Annotated in this window: 12 protein-coding genes and 1 pseudogene; 9 read left to right on the top strand and 4 right to left on the bottom strand. The window is 66.7% G+C overall.

Annotated features, from left to right (window positions below):
* Positions 1-134 precede the first annotated feature (134 nt).
* Positions 135-3,107 (bottom strand): autotransporter domain-containing protein, encoded by a 2,973-nt coding sequence (locus tag LDJ84_RS29455; protein WP_226045666.1) that lies wholly within the window; start codon positions 3,105-3,107, stop codon positions 135-137.
* A gap of 163 nt (positions 3,108-3,270) precedes the next feature.
* Here LDJ84_RS29455 and LDJ84_RS29450 point away from each other — a divergent pair, with 163 nt between their 5' ends.
* The gene (locus LDJ84_RS29450; protein ID WP_065083732.1) at positions 3,271-3,612 is read left to right on the top strand and encodes a zinc ribbon domain-containing protein YjdM; all 342 of its coding nucleotides are present in this window, start codon (positions 3,271-3,273) and stop codon (positions 3,610-3,612) included.
* Between the two features lie 196 nt (positions 3,613-3,808).
* Here LDJ84_RS29450 and LDJ84_RS29445 read toward each other — a convergent pair whose 3' ends face one another.
* The 3 genes from LDJ84_RS29445 to LDJ84_RS29435 all read right to left on the bottom strand — a co-directional run bounded on the left by LDJ84_RS29445 (position 3,809) and on the right by LDJ84_RS29435 (position 6,947).
* The gene (locus LDJ84_RS29445) at positions 3,809-4,648 is read right to left on the bottom strand and encodes an acyl-CoA thioesterase (protein ID WP_084359582.1); all 840 of its coding nucleotides are present in this window, start codon (positions 4,646-4,648) and stop codon (positions 3,809-3,811) included.
* Between the two features lie 79 nt (positions 4,649-4,727).
* Positions 4,728-5,756: a DUF5924 family protein gene (locus tag LDJ84_RS29440; protein ID WP_024766126.1), complete on the bottom strand. Its 1,029-nt coding sequence runs from the start codon at positions 5,754-5,756 to the stop codon at positions 4,728-4,730.
* 282 nt (positions 5,757-6,038) lie between these two features.
* Positions 6,039-6,947, bottom strand: a complete 909-nt coding sequence (locus LDJ84_RS29435) for a LysR substrate-binding domain-containing protein (RefSeq protein WP_024766981.1) — start codon at positions 6,945-6,947, stop codon at positions 6,039-6,041.
* Between the two features lie 203 nt (positions 6,948-7,150).
* On the opposite strand from LDJ84_RS29435, the gene LDJ84_RS29430 reads away from it, so the two are divergent.
* The 8 genes and pseudogenes from LDJ84_RS29430 (at position 7,151) to LDJ84_RS29400 (ending at position 15,733) form a co-directional block, all read left to right on the top strand.
* Positions 7,151-7,948: a carbon-nitrogen hydrolase family protein gene (locus LDJ84_RS29430; protein ID WP_065083730.1), complete on the top strand. Its 798-nt coding sequence runs from the start codon at positions 7,151-7,153 to the stop codon at positions 7,946-7,948.
* 182 nt (positions 7,949-8,130) lie between these two features.
* Positions 8,131-9,624, top strand: coding sequence for an aldehyde dehydrogenase (locus LDJ84_RS29425; protein WP_193452934.1), 1,494 nt, complete (start codon positions 8,131-8,133; stop codon positions 9,622-9,624).
* 115 nt (positions 9,625-9,739) lie between these two features.
* Positions 9,740-9,840, top strand: a pseudogene (locus LDJ84_RS31005) (hypothetical protein); the annotation flags it as partial.
* A 12-nt stretch (positions 9,841-9,852) separates the two neighbouring features.
* On the top strand, positions 9,853-11,235 hold the full coding sequence (locus tag LDJ84_RS29420; RefSeq protein ID WP_065083729.1) for an aspartate aminotransferase family protein: 1,383 nt from the start codon (positions 9,853-9,855) through the stop codon (positions 11,233-11,235).
* 290 nt (positions 11,236-11,525) lie between these two features.
* Complete coding sequence (locus LDJ84_RS29415; RefSeq protein WP_084359586.1) at positions 11,526-12,572, top strand: ABC transporter substrate-binding protein; 1,047 nt, start codon at positions 11,526-11,528, stop codon at positions 12,570-12,572.
* A 69-nt stretch (positions 12,573-12,641) separates the two neighbouring features.
* Positions 12,642-14,033, top strand: coding sequence for a purine-cytosine permease family protein (locus LDJ84_RS29410; protein WP_024766978.1), 1,392 nt, complete (start codon positions 12,642-12,644; stop codon positions 14,031-14,033).
* Positions 14,030-15,142, top strand: coding sequence for a class II histone deacetylase (locus tag LDJ84_RS29405; protein ID WP_084359590.1), 1,113 nt, complete (start codon positions 14,030-14,032; stop codon positions 15,140-15,142). The genes LDJ84_RS29410 and LDJ84_RS29405 overlap by 4 nt, the downstream gene beginning before the upstream one ends.
* Before the next feature lie 195 nt (positions 15,143-15,337).
* Complete coding sequence (locus LDJ84_RS29400; protein WP_169889288.1) at positions 15,338-15,733, top strand: lysozyme inhibitor LprI family protein; 396 nt, start codon at positions 15,338-15,340, stop codon at positions 15,731-15,733.
* Positions 15,734-15,851 lie beyond the last annotated feature (118 nt).

The raw sequence follows: 15,851 nt of genomic DNA, 5'->3' as shown, positions 1-15,851 counted from the left end.
CTTTGCCGTCTCCGGGGTGTGAGGCCATTTGCCGTGCTCCGAGATTGGCCGGGAAATTTCCGATTCATCCGTGTCAAAGACTCAAAGGAAAAAGCCCGGTGGGTACCGGGCTTTTTCGTTGCACGTTGTTCAGGTCAGAACGCCATCTGCCACTGGGCGATCAGCGCGTGGTTCTGCGCATTGCTCCCCATCTGCCCGCTGTAGCCGATGCCGACGCTATTGCGTGCGGACAGGCCGACGTCGAAACCGACGTCCAGCAGCAGGCTGTTGCGGTCCAACGCGGTGCCCTGGACGCTGAAGGCATCACCGCCGGCAATGAAGGACTGGCGGGTTTCGCTGTCGATGTCGCCGAAGGTGTGACGCCAGCCCAGGCCCAGGCGCGGGGTGAAACTCATGCCGTTGCTCAGGGTATCCAGGCGGGCGATGCGCAGGCCCAGGGTGCTGCTCAGGTTGTCCTGGTCCTGGGAGTCGACGTGCAGTGCGGCGGCGCCGCCTTTCTCGTCGTACGAATCGCGCTCGTAGCGCTGGTAGTCCAGGCGTGCGTAGGGCTCGGCGCTCAGGCGGCCGCTGCCCATGGCGTAGCCAGTCTCGGCGAAGGCCTGCCAGCTGTCGGCGTCATAGTCACCTTTGGGGCGATCGCTGACGCCGTCGAACTCGACCCGGCGTTTGCTCTCGCCGTCGTGGCTGCTGTAGGTCGCGCCCAGTCGCAGGGCCAGCGGGCCGCTCTGGTGCAGCGCGTAGGCGCCCAGGTGCCAGCTTTCGATATCGCCGGAAACACCGCCGCTGCCATCCAGGTCAGTGTGCGAGTAGCCGCCCAGCACGCCCAGGCGCCAGTCCGGAGTCACCGCCCAGTCGGCACCGAGCAGGGTGCCGCCGGTGTTCTGTTGCAGGTCGCCACTCTTGTTGTGTTCGTCGAGCTTGCCGTGGCTGCCGATGCCCTGTACCCACAGCCGGCCGGAGGCGTTCGGGTCGTTCAGGTTGCGCGCTTCGCTGGGCACGCCGGTGGCGGCGAGCATCGGTGTATCGTTGCGCTCGGTGGCAGCCAGCAAGCTGCTGCTGCCCAGTTGGCGTACGGCGTTGAGCATGGCGCTGCCGACCTGCTGGCTGCCGACGATGGTCGCGGCGGCGAGGCTGGCGTTACTGGCGCCGGCCAACTGCTCCAGGGCAGCGCTGGCGTTGCTTGCATCGCTGGTGACCAGTGCGTTGTACAGCGCGCCGCCGTTCTGGCTTTGCAGCGCGGCGCCGGCATTGCGGCCGTTGCTGCTGCTGGCCAGGTCGCCGAACTGCACGTCGTTGCGGATCAGTTGCAGGTCGACGCTATTGGCGCTGTAGCTGAGCGTCGGGGTGAGGAAGGCGAAGTTGCTCTTCACGTCGGCGAACTGCCCGCTGACGCCGCCGGTAGCGCCGATGACCTGCACACTGCTCTGCCACGGCCAGTTGCCGCTGCCAGCCTGCACGGCGAGGTGCGAGCCTGCGATGCTGGCGGTGCCGTCTACCTGCACGATGGCGTGGGCGCCGCTGGGCTCCACGCCGAAGGACAGCGTCGAGCCGCTCTGCAGGTTGAGGTTGCCGGTGACGTGGGCAGCGCCCAGGGTCGGCGAGGCGACCAGGGTGCCGGCGACGTCCAGTCCGCCGACACTGCCGTTGCCCGAGTAGGTGGCGCCCTGGTCGACCTGCAGAGTGCCGAGGAGGCTGCCGGTGTTGCTCAGGCTGGCGCCGCTGAAGACTTCGCCGCCTTCGCTGAAGTCGTTCACGCTGGAGAGGGCCCAACTGCCCTGTTTCACGTCCAGCCATTCGAAGTTGCTGCTGTTGCCGAAGCTGCCGCCGGCGGCGTCGTCGAGGGTCACGCTATCGCGGCCGCTGCCGCCGTCCACCAGGCCTTCGAAGCGGCTGCCGGAGAGCAGCGCCAGGCTGTCGTTGCCGCCGCCCATTTCCAATGCGATGCCGTTGCCGCCGTGGATCAGACCGTCGTTGATCACGGTGTCGTCGAGGTCGCCCGAGAGGGTCACGCCCGAGGAGGATTCGCCGGAAATCGTGCCGTGGTTTTCCAGTGTGGTGGAGCTGAAGCCGCTGTTGCCGTTGCCGTCGTCGACCAGGATGCCGCGGTCGACGCTGCGGATGATGGCGCCGGCGTAGTTGATGATGGTGCCGCCGCCCATGGCGATGCCTTCGCTGCCGTTGGGCGAGCCGTCCTTCGAGCCGGCTGCGCCGAGGCCTTCGATGATGCCGTGGTTCTCGATGTGGCCGGTGTAGTCGATGTCCACGCCATCGCCGTCGCCGTCCGGCACCAGGCCGTTGTAGGCGCCGCTGATGCGCCCGTAGTTGATCACGCTGCCGTCGCCGTCCGAGCCGAAGCCCGAGCCGTTGCGGCCGATGATCACGCCGTCCGCATGGTTGATCAGGGTGGCGCCCACATCGGTGGTGATGCCGTGGCGGCCGCCGCTGATCAGGCCGTGGTTTTCCACCTGGCCGCCCGCGGCACCCTGGAAGTCGATGCCGTCGTTCTTGGTGTCGGCGGTGACCATGTCGGAGCTGCTGATCTCGCCGTAGTTGGTGATGCTCGCGTTGCCGCCGGGGCGAATCGCGTCGTTGCCGTCGCTGTGGATGACCCCGCTGGCGCGGTTGATGATCGTGGTGGCGGCGGCGCTCTGCAGCTTGTCCAGGTCCAGCGCCTGGCCGGTGGCCGAGGTGATGCTGCCGGCGTTGTCGATCAGCAGGCTGCCGGCGCTGAACGGGTTGTTCATGCGGATGGCGTCGTCGTAGCCGCCGATGCGGCCGCCTTCGCGGTTGATGATCTGGTAGAAGCGCGTGGTGCTGTCGCTGCCGGAGGTATCGACCACGCGGCCGGTGGTGGACTGCAGCAGGCCGCTGTTGTCGATGACCACGCCGCTGCCGGTAGCTGCGCCCTTGAGGTCGAGGCTCTTGCCGCTGGTGACCAGGCTGCCGGTGCGGGTGACCGTCAGGGTGTCCTGGTTGGCCAGGGTCCGGCTGCTGGTCTGCGCGTCGCTGATGATGGGCGATACCGGAACGGCATGGGCGGTTTCGGCGGCCAGGCTCGCCAGAACGACGGCGATGCTCAGCGCGAGCGGGGAGGGCTTGTGCAGCATGGCGTGGCGTCCTTTTTCTTATCGAAGAGGCCGCCTTTTATAGCGATGGATTCTTACGCTTTTGTAACGGTGCTGGCTCATTGTCAATGCTGTTGCCGGGCAGGGACGGGAGAAACCTTATATACTCTGCGGTCTTTTTACCGTTTCCACTGTGAGAACCGCCGTGAGCCAGCTGCCGCCCTGCCCCAAATGCAATTCCGAATACACCTACCAAGACGGCGCCCAGCTGGTCTGCCCCGAGTGCGCCCATGAGTGGTCCGCCGATGCATCCGCCGAGGCTGACGGCGACGCGCGCGTGATCAAGGACTCGGTGGGCAACCTGCTGCAGGACGGCGATACCGTCACCGTGATCAAGGACCTCAAGGTCAAGGGCTCGTCCCTGGTGGTGAAGGTCGGCACCAAGGTGAAGAACATCCGTCTCGTCGACGGCGACCACGACATCGACTGCAAGATCGACGGTATCGGCGCGATGAAGCTGAAGTCGGAGTTCGTGCGCAAGGTCTGAGCCTGCTGCACAGCGATGAGAAAGCCCGGCCAAGTGCCGGGCTTTTTGTTGCCTGCCTGCCGCAATACCTCCGGCTTTCTGTAGGAGCGAGCTTGCTCGCGAACCGCCCAGCTTCGGTGCATGCCTGGAGCCCTGTTCGCGAGCAGGCTTGCTCCTACAGGTGACCCATGCCCCTCAGAAAACGGGTCTGAGGCACTTATTCCTTGTAGTAAACGATCTGGTTGCTGGTCGCCAGCAGCGCGCCGGACTCGCTCCACAGCTGCGCGCTCTGGTCGAAGAAGCCATTGCGGAATTCCTGGGCGCGGGCGTCGCCCAGCAGGTGGCCGGTGCCGACCTCGGCCAGTTGCGCCGCGTCGGTGTGGAAGTAGGTGGTGATCGACACGGTGCCGGCCGGTACCGGCGTGGCGCGGCGCAGCCAGACGCGCGGGTAGAAGATGTCGCTCAGCGCCGCCAGGGACAGGAAGTCCAGCGGGCGTGGTTGTGCATCGCGCATCCAGAGCTGGCTGCGGCTGGTCTCGCCGCTGCCGTCCCATTTCGTCGGGAAGGCGCCGGAGACCGGGCGCATCTCGTACTGCCTGGGCCAGGCCACGCCCTTGGCGGCTGGGCTCATCGGCTCGAAGTCGCTGGGCGGAGCGACGTTCGGCGCGGGGATATCGGTCAGGCTCCAGGTTTCGCGGCGCAGCGCGGTGACCAGGGTGGCAGTGGTGGTGACCTGCTGTTCGCCGGCGTCATCGGGCTGGGTCAGTTGCAGCAGCCAGTGCTGGGTGGAGCGGTTGGTGCGCACCGGGATGGCTTCGACCTGGAAGGCGCCTGCCACGACGGCAGCGGCATAGTTCACCGTCAATGACACCGGGCTGCCGAGCAGCTGCGGATGGCGCAGCGCGCCCTGCAGCAGGACCGCGGCGGTCACGCCACCGAAGGGGCCGACCATGTTCCAGTAGTCCTGGCTGGTGTGGCCTTCGTAGAGGTTGGGCTGGCCGGCTACGGGTTGCAGGGCCACGGCGCGGTCGAACGGGTGCAGGGCAGTATCGGTCATGACTCTCTCGGTGCTTTTTGTTCTCGGGAGAGGCTCTATGTAGAGGAAAGCGCCGAGGCGGGTCAAGGATACCGAGCGGTCAGGGCGTGACCTCGAAGCGCAATGTGCCGATGACTTGTCCGGCTTCGGTGAGCACCTGCACCTGCCACTTGCCGCTGGGGTCGCTGGGGAAGTTCTGCTTGTGTGTCCAGGCGCGATAGCCGGCTTCGCGGCCGCCCTTGATGTCCAGGGCGATGCGGTCGACTTCCTGGCCGTCCTTGCGCCAGGCGTGATAGATGCGCTCGTTCAGCCCGCGCGGAGCGTTGATCGCGGTGTAGGCGTAAAGGCCCTGGCTCTTGATCTGCGCGACGCTGACCGTCTCCAGGCTGTCGCCGGGAGTGCGCTGGGCGTTGTCGAAGCTCTCGGTCACCGCCATCTCGGTCATCCACAGGGTCGACGGCGGCACCCAGGCGCGGGCGAACCAGCCCACCGCGCCGATGGACAGGGTCAGGCCGACGAGGGCGAACCAACGCCACCATTTGTGGATCTTCACCGTCACCGCGAGGCTCGGGAAGGACAGCAGCACGGCGATGCCCAGCGCCGCCTGGTAACTCTGCGGGGTGCTCAGGTGGAGGATGATCGGCAGCGCGGTGAGCAGCACCGCGAACAGCGTCAGGGTGTGATAGCCGAGGAAGGTCCAGCGCCGCACCGACAGCCACTTGTAGTAGATCGGGTCGGTGATCGCGGCAAGCCCCGCCAGCGTCAGCACGCCGGTGAACAGCGCCTGGCCGCTGTTCCAGGTGGTGGTGACGAAGAAGAACGGCAGGCAGAAGAACAGGCTTTCCTGGTGGATCAGCTGGGTGGCGTAGCGCAGCAGGCCCGGCGGTACTTCCCAGCCGAAGCGGCTCTTGAAGCGCTTGGTGAGCAGGTTCTCCAGCATCAGCCAGATCCAGCTGACCAGCATGACGATGGCCATGGCGCGGGCGAAACCGGCGCGGTGGCGGTCGACCATGACGAAGCTGAACACTCCGGAGCAGAAACCGAAGAGGGCGATCAGGCGCGGGTAGCGCTGCAGCAGGCCGAGGACGAGGGTGATCAGGCGCTGCACGCGCTCTTTCCAGATGAGCATGGGGACGATGGGACAACGGAAACGAAAGGGGGCGAGATTGTAACGCCGGATGTCGGCGAGGGGCACGGGGAGTGACGGGAGGGGAGTTTGGTGCCTGGGTGTTTCCCTCACCCAGGGGGAGAGGGGGCCGTTCGCAGTGTTGGCTTGTTTTCGGAGTTAGCCGGCGAGCGCTGTGTATTCAGTGCATGCCGACCAGTCCCCTCTCCCTCCGGGAGAGGGTGAGGGCAGGCCGCAGCGCCGACGTCTGTTCGCGAGCGAGCTCGCTCCTACCAACAGCGGGCCTCAGTGCTTCCCGCTCAACTCCTCCCGTGCGAAGTCGACGAACAACTGCGCCGGCTTGGTCAGCTGGGCGCGCTTGAGCCAGGCGGCGACCAGGCCGGAGGCGCTGACGTCCTCGGCGATGTTCACCATCACCACCTTCTTGCCGTCGTAGGTGCACTCCGAATGCGGGCGGGTGACCAGCACCGAGAAGCCGAAACCCTGGCCGACCATGCCGCGCACCATCTCGATGGAGGGCGAGCTGAAGGCGATGTGCGGGTTCAGCCCCAGTTCCTCGAAGATGCGCACGAAGTAGGTGCGGCTGGGTTGCACGTCCAACAGGATCATCGGTTCCAGCACCAGGTCGCGCAGGGACACCTTGTCCTGCTTGGCGAAGCGGTGGTTCTCCGGCAGCAGCGCGTAGGGGCGCTGGGCGGGCATCAGCGGGTCGGTGGAGATGGTCGCGTCGAGGTCGTGTTCGTAGAGCAGCGCCAGGTCGAAGCGGCCGGCGGTGAGGCCCTGCACCAGCTCCTGCTGCTCGCCGTCGCTGATGCGGATTTCCACGCCCGGGTAGCGCTCGCGGAAGCCCGAGATCAGCCGCGGCAGGTAGAGCGGGGCGACGGTCTCGAAGCAGCCGATGTCGATCTGCCCGGCGACCACGTCATTGTCGGCCAGGGCGTTCTGCTCGAACTCGTGGGCCATGCGCAGCAGTTCCTGCGCCTTGCGGTAGAAGCGCGCGCCGCTGGGAGTGAGCGACACGCCCTGGGCGTGGTGGCGGATGAACAACTGCACGCCGAAGCTCTCTTCCAGGCCCTTGATCGCCGTGGAGATGGACGGTTGCGCGATGTACAGCTTGCGCGAGGCTTCAGCCACGCTGCCGCACTCCACGGTGGTCACGAAATACTTCAGTTGCCGCAAGGTATAGGAAGCCACTGCACGCCTCGTTGATGCTTTTTTATACAAGATACCGCGTTGAGCCGGCCGGCGGGGGCGGCCCGTGGCGAAGATTTTCCTCGCCGGGGACCACATTTTTCATGGCCTTGGCCGCCTGCTGCGTCCCTCCGGGCGCGGGCATACTCCGCCCAAACCCTAAATGCACCCTGCAAATCCCGTACACGCGGACTGGAGTAAAGCCCATGCGCATGGCCCTGTGGCAGACCTGCGGACTTCCCGGCGACGTTGCCGGCAACCTCGACCAACTGGAGCGCCAGGCCAGCGCGGCCGCCGCAACCGGCGCGCAGCTGCTGCTCTGCCCGGAACTCTGGCTGGGCGGCTACAACGTCCCGCAGCAGATGAACGAGCTGGCCGAAGCGGCGGACGGGCCATCCGCCCGGCGTATCGGCGAGCTGGCGCAGCGCCTCGGGCTGGCTATCGCCTACGGCTACGCCGAACGCCACCCTCAGGGCGGCAAGCCGTACAACTCGGTGCAGGTGATCGGCCCATCCGGGAAGGCCATCGGGCACTACCGCAAGGCGCACCTGTTCGGCGCCATGGAGCGCGAAGTGTTCAGCGCCGGTGATGTGCTGGAAGCCCCGTTCGACTACGCCGGCTGGCGTATCGGCCTGCTGATCTGCTTCGACGTGGAGTATCCCGAGGCGGTACGCACCCACGCACTGAACGGCGCCGGGCTGATCCTCATCCCCACCGCGCTGACGCCGGAGTACGGCGCGGTTCCGGGCGTGATCGTCCCGGCGCGGGCGGTGGAGAACCAGTTGTTCGTCGCCTACTGCAACCACTGCGGCGTGGAGGACGGACTGGCCTTCCTCGGCGGCTCCTGCATCGTCGCGCCGGACGGCGAGCGCCTGGCTGCCGCCGGGCCCGCGGAGAGTCTGCTGATCGTCGATCTCGACACGCAGCAGCGTGCCCGCCAGGCCGGCACTTTCCCTTACCTGGCGTGCCGCCGCCCCGAGCTGTACGGTGCGCTGACCCGCTGAATACGGGCCCTGCAGCGGTGCGCAGGCACGCCCCGCGATGGCGCGCCATGCTCCGGGCTGGTGCGAGGCTGCCCAGCTTTTTCATATACCCCGAAGACAAATTTAATAATTTTCCTTGGCAAGGCCTTCGGCGACCATCCAATCCACATTCCAACAACAACGATCCTCCACGGAGTGCCCTGGTGTACGAGCTCAACGATTGGCGGCAGCGTGCTGCCCGGCAGACCTTCATCGACAGCGCGCTGATCGGCGGCCGCCGCGTGGCTGCGCAGGACGGCGCGACCTTCGCGTCCATCGACCCGGCGACCAATCGCCTGCTGGCCAATGTCGCCGCCTGTGGCGCGGCCGAGATCGACGCCGCCGTGCGGGTTGCCCGCCAGGCCTTCGAGACCGGCCCCTGGGCGCGCATGGCGCCGCGTGAGCGCAAGGCCGTGCTGCAGAAGCTCGCCGAGCTGATGATGGCCAACCGCGACGAACTGGCCCTGCTCGACACCCTGAACATGGGCAAGCCGGTGATGGACGCCTGGAATATCGACGTGCCCGGCGCCGCAGGCGTGTTCTCCTGGTACGCCGAAAGCCTCGACAAGCTCTACGATCAGGTCGCCCCGACCGCGCAGAACGCCCTGGCCACCATCACCCGCACGCCGCTGGGCGTGATCGGCGCCGTGGTGCCGTGGAACTTCCCGCTCGACATGGCCGCCTGGAAGCTGGCGCCCGCGCTGGCCGCCGGCAACTCCGTGGTGCTCAAGCCCGCCGAGCAGTCGCCGTTCTCCGCCCTGCGCCTGGCCGAGCTGGCGCTCGAAGCCGGCATCCCCGAAGGCGTGCTGAACGTCGTGCCGGGCCTGGGCGAAACCGCCGGCAAGGCGCTGGGCCTGCACCCGGATGTGGACGCCCTGGTGTTCACCGGCTCGACCCAGGTCGGCAAGTACTTCATGCAGTATTCCGCGCAGTCCAACCTCAAGCAGGTCTGGCTGGAGTGCGGCGGCAAGAGCCCGAACCTGGTGTTCGCCGACTGCCGCGACCTCGACCTCGCCGCTGAAAAAGCCGCCTTCGGCATCTTCTTCAACCAGGGCGAAGTCTGCTCGGCCAACTCGCGCCTGCTGGTGGAGCGTTCGATCCACGACGAGTTCGTCGAGCGCCTGATCGCCAAGGCCCGCGACTGGGCGCCCGGCGACCCGCTGGACCCGGCCAGCCGCGCCGGCTCCATCGTCGACAACAAGCAGACCGCCGGCATCATGGCCTGCATCGACCGCGCCCAGAGCGATGGCGCGCAGCTCGCCTGCGGTGGCCGCCAGCTGAGCTTCAATGGCTCGGACAACTTCATCGAACCGACCCTCTTCACCGGCGTGCGCCCGGAACAGTCCCTGGCCCGCGACGAAGTGTTCGGCCCGGTGCTTGCAGTCATCCCCTTCGACAGCGAAGAGGAAGCCGTGCGTCTGGCCAACGACAGCATCTACGGCCTCGCCGCTTCGCTGTGGAGCGATGACCTGCACCGCGCTCACCGCGTGGCCCGCAAGCTCAATGCCGGCACCGTGTCGGTGAACACTGTGGACGCGCTGGACCCGGCGATTCCCTTTGGTGGCGGCAAGCAGTCCGGCTTCGGCCGCGACCTCTCGCTGCACTCGTTCGACAAGTACACCCAGTTGAAAACCACCTGGTTCCAGCTGCGCGACTGAAGACAAGACAGGCCGCCGGGGTCGAACCCGGCGCCTGAGCAATACCCCGATTCATAAGAGCCTGTTTTTAACGCCGCCATGCCGACGCGCAGCAGATCGTAAACAGGTTCTAACCGAACCGTTCGAGACGGCCGGTGAGACTGCCCAGGTAAGTCCGTCGCCCTCGATCCCCTGAAGACCCCTCAGGCCGGCTGCCGGAGCACCGCCGAGGGATAGAGGAGAAAGTCGATGACCGACAACACCCGCGCCCCGCGCGACACCCGTGAATACCAGAAAGCCGATGCGGCCCACCACATCCATGCCTTCCTCGACCAGAAGGCGCTGAACGCCGAGGGCCCGCGCGTGATGGTGCGTGGCGAAGGCCTGCATCTGTGGGACAACGACGGCAACAAGTACATCGACGGCATGTCCGGCCTGTGGTGCACCAACCTGGGCTACGGCCGCAAGGACCTGACCGCCGCCGCCACCGCCCAGCTGGACGAGCTGCCGTACTACAACATGTTCTTCCACACCACCCACCCGGCGGTGATCGAACTCTCCGAGACGCTCTTCAGCCTGCTGCCCGACCACTACAGCCACGCGATCTACACCAACTCCGGCTCCGAGGCCAACGAGGTGCTGATCCGTACCGTGCGCCGCTTCTGGCAGATCGAAGGCAAGCCGCAGAAGAAGATCATGATCGGCCGCTGGAACGGCTACCACGGCTCGACCCTGGCGGCCACCGCGCTGGGCGGCATGAAGTTCATGCACGAGATGGGCGGCCTGATCCCGGACATCGCGCACATCGACGAACCCTACTTCTTCGCCGCCGGCGGTGACCTGACCCCGGCCGAGTTCGGCCGTCGCTGCGCGCTGCAGCTGGAAGAGAAGATTCTCGAACTGGGCGCCGACAACGTCGCCGGCTTCATCGCCGAGCCGTTCCAGGGCGCCGGCGGCATGATCTTCCCGCCGGAAAGCTACTGGCCGGAAATCCAGCGCATCTGCCGTCAGTACGACGTGCTGCTGTGCGCCGACGAAGTGATCGGTGGCTTCGGCCGTACCGGCGAGTGGTTCGCCCACCAGCACTTCGGCTTCCAGCCGGACACCCTGTCCATCGCCAAGGGCCTGACCTCCGGCTACATCCCCATGGGCGGCCTGGTGCTGAGCAAGCGCATCGCCAAGGCGCTGGTGGAAGAGGGCGGCGTGTTCGCCCACGGCCTGACCTACTCCGGCCACCCGGTGGCCGCCGCCGTAGCCGTCGCCAACCTGCGCGCGCTGCGTGACGAGGGCTGGGTGACTGCGGTGAAGAACGACACCGGCCCGTACCTGCAGCAGTGCCTGCGCGAGGTCTTCGGCAACCACCCGCTGGTGGGCGACATCCAGGGCACCGGCTTCGTCGCCGCGCTGCAGTTCGTCGAGGACAAGGCCACCCGCAAGCGCTTCGACAACGAGAACGACATCGCCTGGCGCTGCCGCACCATCGGCTTCGAGGAAGGCGTGATCATCCGTTCCACCCTCGGCCGCATGATCATGGCCCCGGCGCTGGTCGCCGGTCGTGCCGAGATCGACGAACTGGTCGACAAGACCCGCCGCGCGGTGGATCGCACGGCCCAGGAAATCGGCGTGCTGTAAGGCACGCACTTTTGTAGGAGCGAGGAGGACGCCTAGTCCTTGCTCGCGAAGCTTTTGTGCTGGGTCTGAGGGCCCCTCTCCCTAACCCTCTCCCTGAAGGGAGAGGGTTAGGGAGAGGGAACCCGCTAGCGCCGAAGTTTCACGAGCAATCCCGCTCCTACAAAAAAGAACACCAACAACAACGCCGCGAGCGCAAAGACGCCCGCGCGATGGAACCCTTTTGCCCGGCTTCTGGCCGGGGGTACTGCCCAGCAACACAACAACGCCAATCCGGCTGTGGGAGTCGTTCCATGAAAGTGTCCTTGCTCACGCGCATCTCCATCACCTGTGCCCTCGCCGCCGCTGTCGGCAGCGTGAACGCCCAGTCCCAAAGCATCACCGTCATCTCCTTCGGCGGCGCCACCAAGGCGGCCCAGGAGCAGGCCTACTTCAAGCCCTTCGAGGCCAGTGGCGCCGGCAAGATCGTTGCCGGCGAATACAACGGCGAGATGGCCAAGGTGAAGGCCATGGTCGATGTCGGCAAAGTCACCTGGGACGTGGTCGAGGTGGAAAGCCCCGAGCTGCTGCGCGGCTGCGAGGAAGGCCTGTTCGAGCGCATCGACCCGGCGGCCATCGGCGACGAGAAGAACTTCGTCCCCGGCACCCTCAGCGAGTGCGGCGTGGCCACCTACGTCTGGTCCATGGTCATGGCCTACAACGGCGCCAAGGTCGCCAAGGCCCCGCAGTCCTGGGCCGACTTCTGGAACACCGCCGAATATCCGGGCAAGCGCGGCCTGCGCAAGGGCGCCAAGTACACCCTGGAAATCGCCCTGCTGGCAGACGGCGTGAAGCAGGAAGATATCTACAAGGTGCTCGGCACGAAGGAAGGCGTCGACCGCGCCTTCGCCAAGCTCGACCAGCTCAAGGGCAACATCCAGTGGTGGGAAGCCGGCGCGCAACCGCCGCAGTGGCTGGCCGCCGGTGACGTGGTGATGAGCGCCGCCTACAACGGCCGCATCGCCGCCGCGCAGAAGGAAGGCGTGAAGCTGGGCATCGTCTGGCCGGGCAGCCTGTACGACCCGGAATACTGGGCCGTGGTGAAAGGCACGCCGAACAAGGCGCTGGCCGAGAAGTTCATCGCCTTCGCCAGTCAGCCGCAGACCCAGAAGACCTTCTCCGAGAACATCCCCTACGGCCCCGTGCACAAGGGCACCCTCGACCTGCTGCCGGCGGACGTGCGCGACGCGCTGCCCACCGCGCCGGCCAACCTCGAAGGCGCCCGCTCGGTGGACGCGGCCTTCTGGGTCGACCACGGCGAAGAGCTGGAACAGCGCTTCAACGCCTGGGCCGCTCGCTGATTTCCCTTTCCTGATCCGCGCCCGGCGCTTGCGCCGGGCCTGCCTTGCCAACGACGCGTGAGAAACACCATGACAACGACGCAAAACCAGGCGACGACGCTGGAGCTGAGCACCATCCAGCCCATCGCTGCGCACGAACGACACGGCCGCGCCCGCGACCTCTTCACCATCTGGTTCGGCAGCAACATCATGCTGCTGACCGTGGTCACCGGCGCCCTGGCGGTCACCGTGTTCAAGCTGCCATTCTTCGCCGCCGTGCTGGCGCTGGTGCTGGGCAACCTGGTGGGCGGCGTGTTCATGGCCCTGCACTCGGCCCAGGGCCCACAGCTGGGCGTGCCGCAGATGGTGCAGACCCGCGGCCAGTTTGGCTCCTTCGGCTCGCTGCTGGTGGTCGCCCTGGTGGTGATCATGTACCTGGGCTTCTTCGCTTCCAACCTGGTGCTCGGCGGCCAGGCGTTGCACGCGCGCTTCGAGGTGATCGGCACCAACACTGGCATCCTGCTGGTGGGTGCGATCAGTGTGATCGCCACGGTGTTCGGCTACCGCCTGATCCACGGCTACACCCGCGTGATGTCCTGGCTGTCCGGCGCGGTGCTGCTGATCAGCTTCGTCTGGCTGGTGTTCGTCCACGGCCTGCCGGCGGACCTGCTGCAGCGCAACGAGAACAACATCCCCGGCTTCCTCGGCGCGCTGTCCATCGCCGCGCTCTGGCAACTCGCCTACGCCCCCTACGTTTCCGACTACTCGCGCTACATGCCGCAGGGCACCGGTGCGCGCACTGCGTTCTGGTCGAGCTACTGGGGCTGCTGCCTGGGCTCCATCCTGCCAATGCTGCTGGGTGTGCTGGTCGGCCTGTCGGTGGGCGAGGGCGACGTCATCGCCGGCCTGATCGAGATGACCGGCGGCTTCAGCGCCATCATGGTTGCGGTGTTCTCCATCGGCATCGCCGCGACCAACTCGATGAACCTCTACTGCGGCACGCTCTCGGCCATCACCGTCGGCCAGACCCTGCTGCCGTCCTGGTCGGCCCAGGCCGGCTGGCGCGCGGTGATCGCCCTGGCGCTGTTCGGTGGCTCGCTGGCCATCGCCCTGCTCGGCCAGGACAACTTCATGGCCAACTACACCAACTTCATCCTGCTGCTGCTCTACGTGCTGGTGCCCTGGAGCGCGATCAACCTGGTCGACTACTACCTGGTGGCCCACGGCGAATACGACGTGCTGTCGTTCTTCCGGCGTGACGGCGGTATCTACGGCACCTTCAACTGGACCGCGGTGAACTGCTACATCCTCGGCATCCTGGTGCAGGTGCCGTTCATGTCCACCGCGCTCTACACCGGCGCCGCCGCGCAGGCCATGAACGGCGCGGACATCTCCTGGGTCGTCGGCCTGGGCGTGGTCTCGCCGGTCTACTGGCTGTTCAGCCGCAAGCGCCAGCGCGCCCTGAAGGCGGCCCGCGCATGAGCCGTCGTACCGGGTTCTTCTTCGACGAGCGCTGCTTCTGGCACGCGACCGGGCTGCATGCCCTGATCCTCCCGGTCGGCGGCTGGCTGCAGCCGCCGGTGGGCGCCGGCCACGCCGAGTCGCCGGAGAGCAAGCGCCGGCTGAAAAGCCTGATGGATGTCTCCGGCCTGAGCAGCCAGTTGCACCTGTCCAGCGCGCCGCTGGCCAGCGAGGAAGACCTGCTGCGGGTGCACCCCGCCAGCTACCTGGAGCGCTTCAAGGCGTACAGCGAAGCCGGCCACGGCGACATGGGCGAGGAAACCATGGTCAGCCATGGCACCTACGACATCGCCCGGCAATCCGCAGGCCTGACCATCGCCGCGGTGGACGCGGTATTGCGCGGCGAACTGGACAACGCCTACGCGCTATCCCGCCCGCCGGGCCACCACTGCCTGCCCGATCGCGGCATGGGCTTCTGCTACCTGGCCAACATCGCCGTGGCGGTGGAGACGGCCAAGGCGCGCCACGGTATCCAGCGCGTGGCGGTGCTCGACTGGGACGTGCACCACGGCAACGGCACCGAGGCGATCTTCTACGGCCGTGACGACGTGCTGACCCTGTCGATCCACCAGGCCGACTGCTACCCCACTGGGACTGGCGCCGTGGACGACATCGGCGAAGGCGCGGGCAAGGGCTACAACCTCAATGTGCCGCTCTATCCGGGCAGCGGCGACGAAGCCTACCGCGCGGCCATGGAAACCCTCATCGTGCCGGCGCTGGAACGCTTCCAGCCCGAGCTGATCGTGGTCGCCAGCGGCTTCGACGCCAACGGCGTGGACCCACTGGCGCGGATGCTCGCCCACAGCGAGACCTTCCGCTTCATGACTGCCGCCGTGCGTGACGCCGCCGAGCGCCTGTGCGCTGGCAAGCTGGTGGTGGTGCACGAGGGCGGCTACGCGGAAGCCTACGTGCCGTTCTGCGGTCACGCGGTGATCGAGGAAATGGTTGGCGTGCGCACCGAGGTGGTCGATCCCTTCCTGCCGATGCTTGAAGGCCAGCAGCCGGACGCGGACTTCCGCGCCTTCCAGCGTCAGGCGCTGGAGCGGATGGCGGCGAAGCTGCTGGGCTGAACCTGCGACGAAACGGCGGATAACCGCGAGCGGTTATCCGCCCTACGACAGGGGTTCGGCCCCAGGTAGGGCGAATAACGCCCCAGGCGTTATCCGCCGCCGGTCCTGGGTCGAACCTGGGCCTGCGTCCTACAACGCTTTCCTGCCCGAGCGGCTAGAGTGGGGATTCCATCCAAAACAACGGATCGCGTCCCCATGAAGTTCCTGCTCCTTCCCCTCGGCCTGCTGGCCTTCTCCTCCCTCGCCCAGGCCGCTGCCGACTGCGCCGACGCCCAGACCCAGGCGGATATCAACGCCTGCATCGGCTCCGCTTACAAAGCCAGCGACAAGCGCCTCAACGACCTCTACGGGCAGTACCGCCAGCGCCTGGATGCCGGACAGAAGAAAGCGCTCACCGCCGCGCAGAAGGCCTGGCTGAACTACCGCGACCTGAGCTGCAAGTTCGAGACGTCCAGCGTCGAGGGTGGTTCGGGTTACCCGATGGCCTACAGCAACTGCCTGAAGGCCATGACCGATCAGCGCATCAAGGAGCTGCAGACGCTGTCCGACTGCCAGGAAGGCGACTTCAACTGCCCCGCTCCCAAGCACTGACGGCTTTTCTGTAGGAGCGAGCTTGCTCGCGAACAGATGTCCCGGTTGCGCCGGTGCCGGGCAGGTTCGCGAGCAAGAACTAGGCGTCCCCCTCGCTCCTGCACGTCCCTGCCGTGCG

Source organism: Pseudomonas sp. HS-18, assembly GCF_020401845.1.
Taxonomy (GTDB): Bacteria; Pseudomonadota; Gammaproteobacteria; order Pseudomonadales; family Pseudomonadaceae; genus Pseudomonas; species Pseudomonas nitroreducens.
Note: the sequence above shows the minus strand (reverse complement) of the source record. Positions and strands in the feature narration are given on the sequence as shown.

What these genes read in the sequence shown, in the direction of transcription:
- LDJ84_RS29455 (WP_226045666.1), bottom strand. Translation starts at nt 3,107, where the DNA reads ATGCTGCACAAGCCCTCCCCGCTCGCGCTGAGCATCGCCGTCGTTCTG.
- LDJ84_RS29440 (WP_024766126.1), bottom strand. Translation starts at nt 5,756, where the DNA reads ATGCTCATCTGGAAAGAGCGCGTGCAGCGCCTGATCACCCTCGTCCTC.
- LDJ84_RS29430 (WP_065083730.1), top strand. Translation starts at nt 7,151, where the DNA reads ATGCGCATGGCCCTGTGGCAGACCTGCGGACTTCCCGGCGACGTTGCC.
- LDJ84_RS29400 (WP_169889288.1), top strand. Translation starts at nt 15,338, where the DNA reads ATGAAGTTCCTGCTCCTTCCCCTCGGCCTGCTGGCCTTCTCCTCCCTC.
- LDJ84_RS29415 (WP_084359586.1), top strand. Translation starts at nt 11,526, where the DNA reads ATGAAAGTGTCCTTGCTCACGCGCATCTCCATCACCTGTGCCCTCGCC.
- LDJ84_RS29410 (WP_024766978.1), top strand. Translation starts at nt 12,642, where the DNA reads ATGACAACGACGCAAAACCAGGCGACGACGCTGGAGCTGAGCACCATC.
- LDJ84_RS29445 (WP_084359582.1), bottom strand. Translation starts at nt 4,648, where the DNA reads ATGACCGATACTGCCCTGCACCCGTTCGACCGCGCCGTGGCCCTGCAA.
- LDJ84_RS29405 (WP_084359590.1), top strand. Translation starts at nt 14,030, where the DNA reads ATGAGCCGTCGTACCGGGTTCTTCTTCGACGAGCGCTGCTTCTGGCAC.
- LDJ84_RS29420 (WP_065083729.1), top strand. Translation starts at nt 9,853, where the DNA reads ATGACCGACAACACCCGCGCCCCGCGCGACACCCGTGAATACCAGAAA.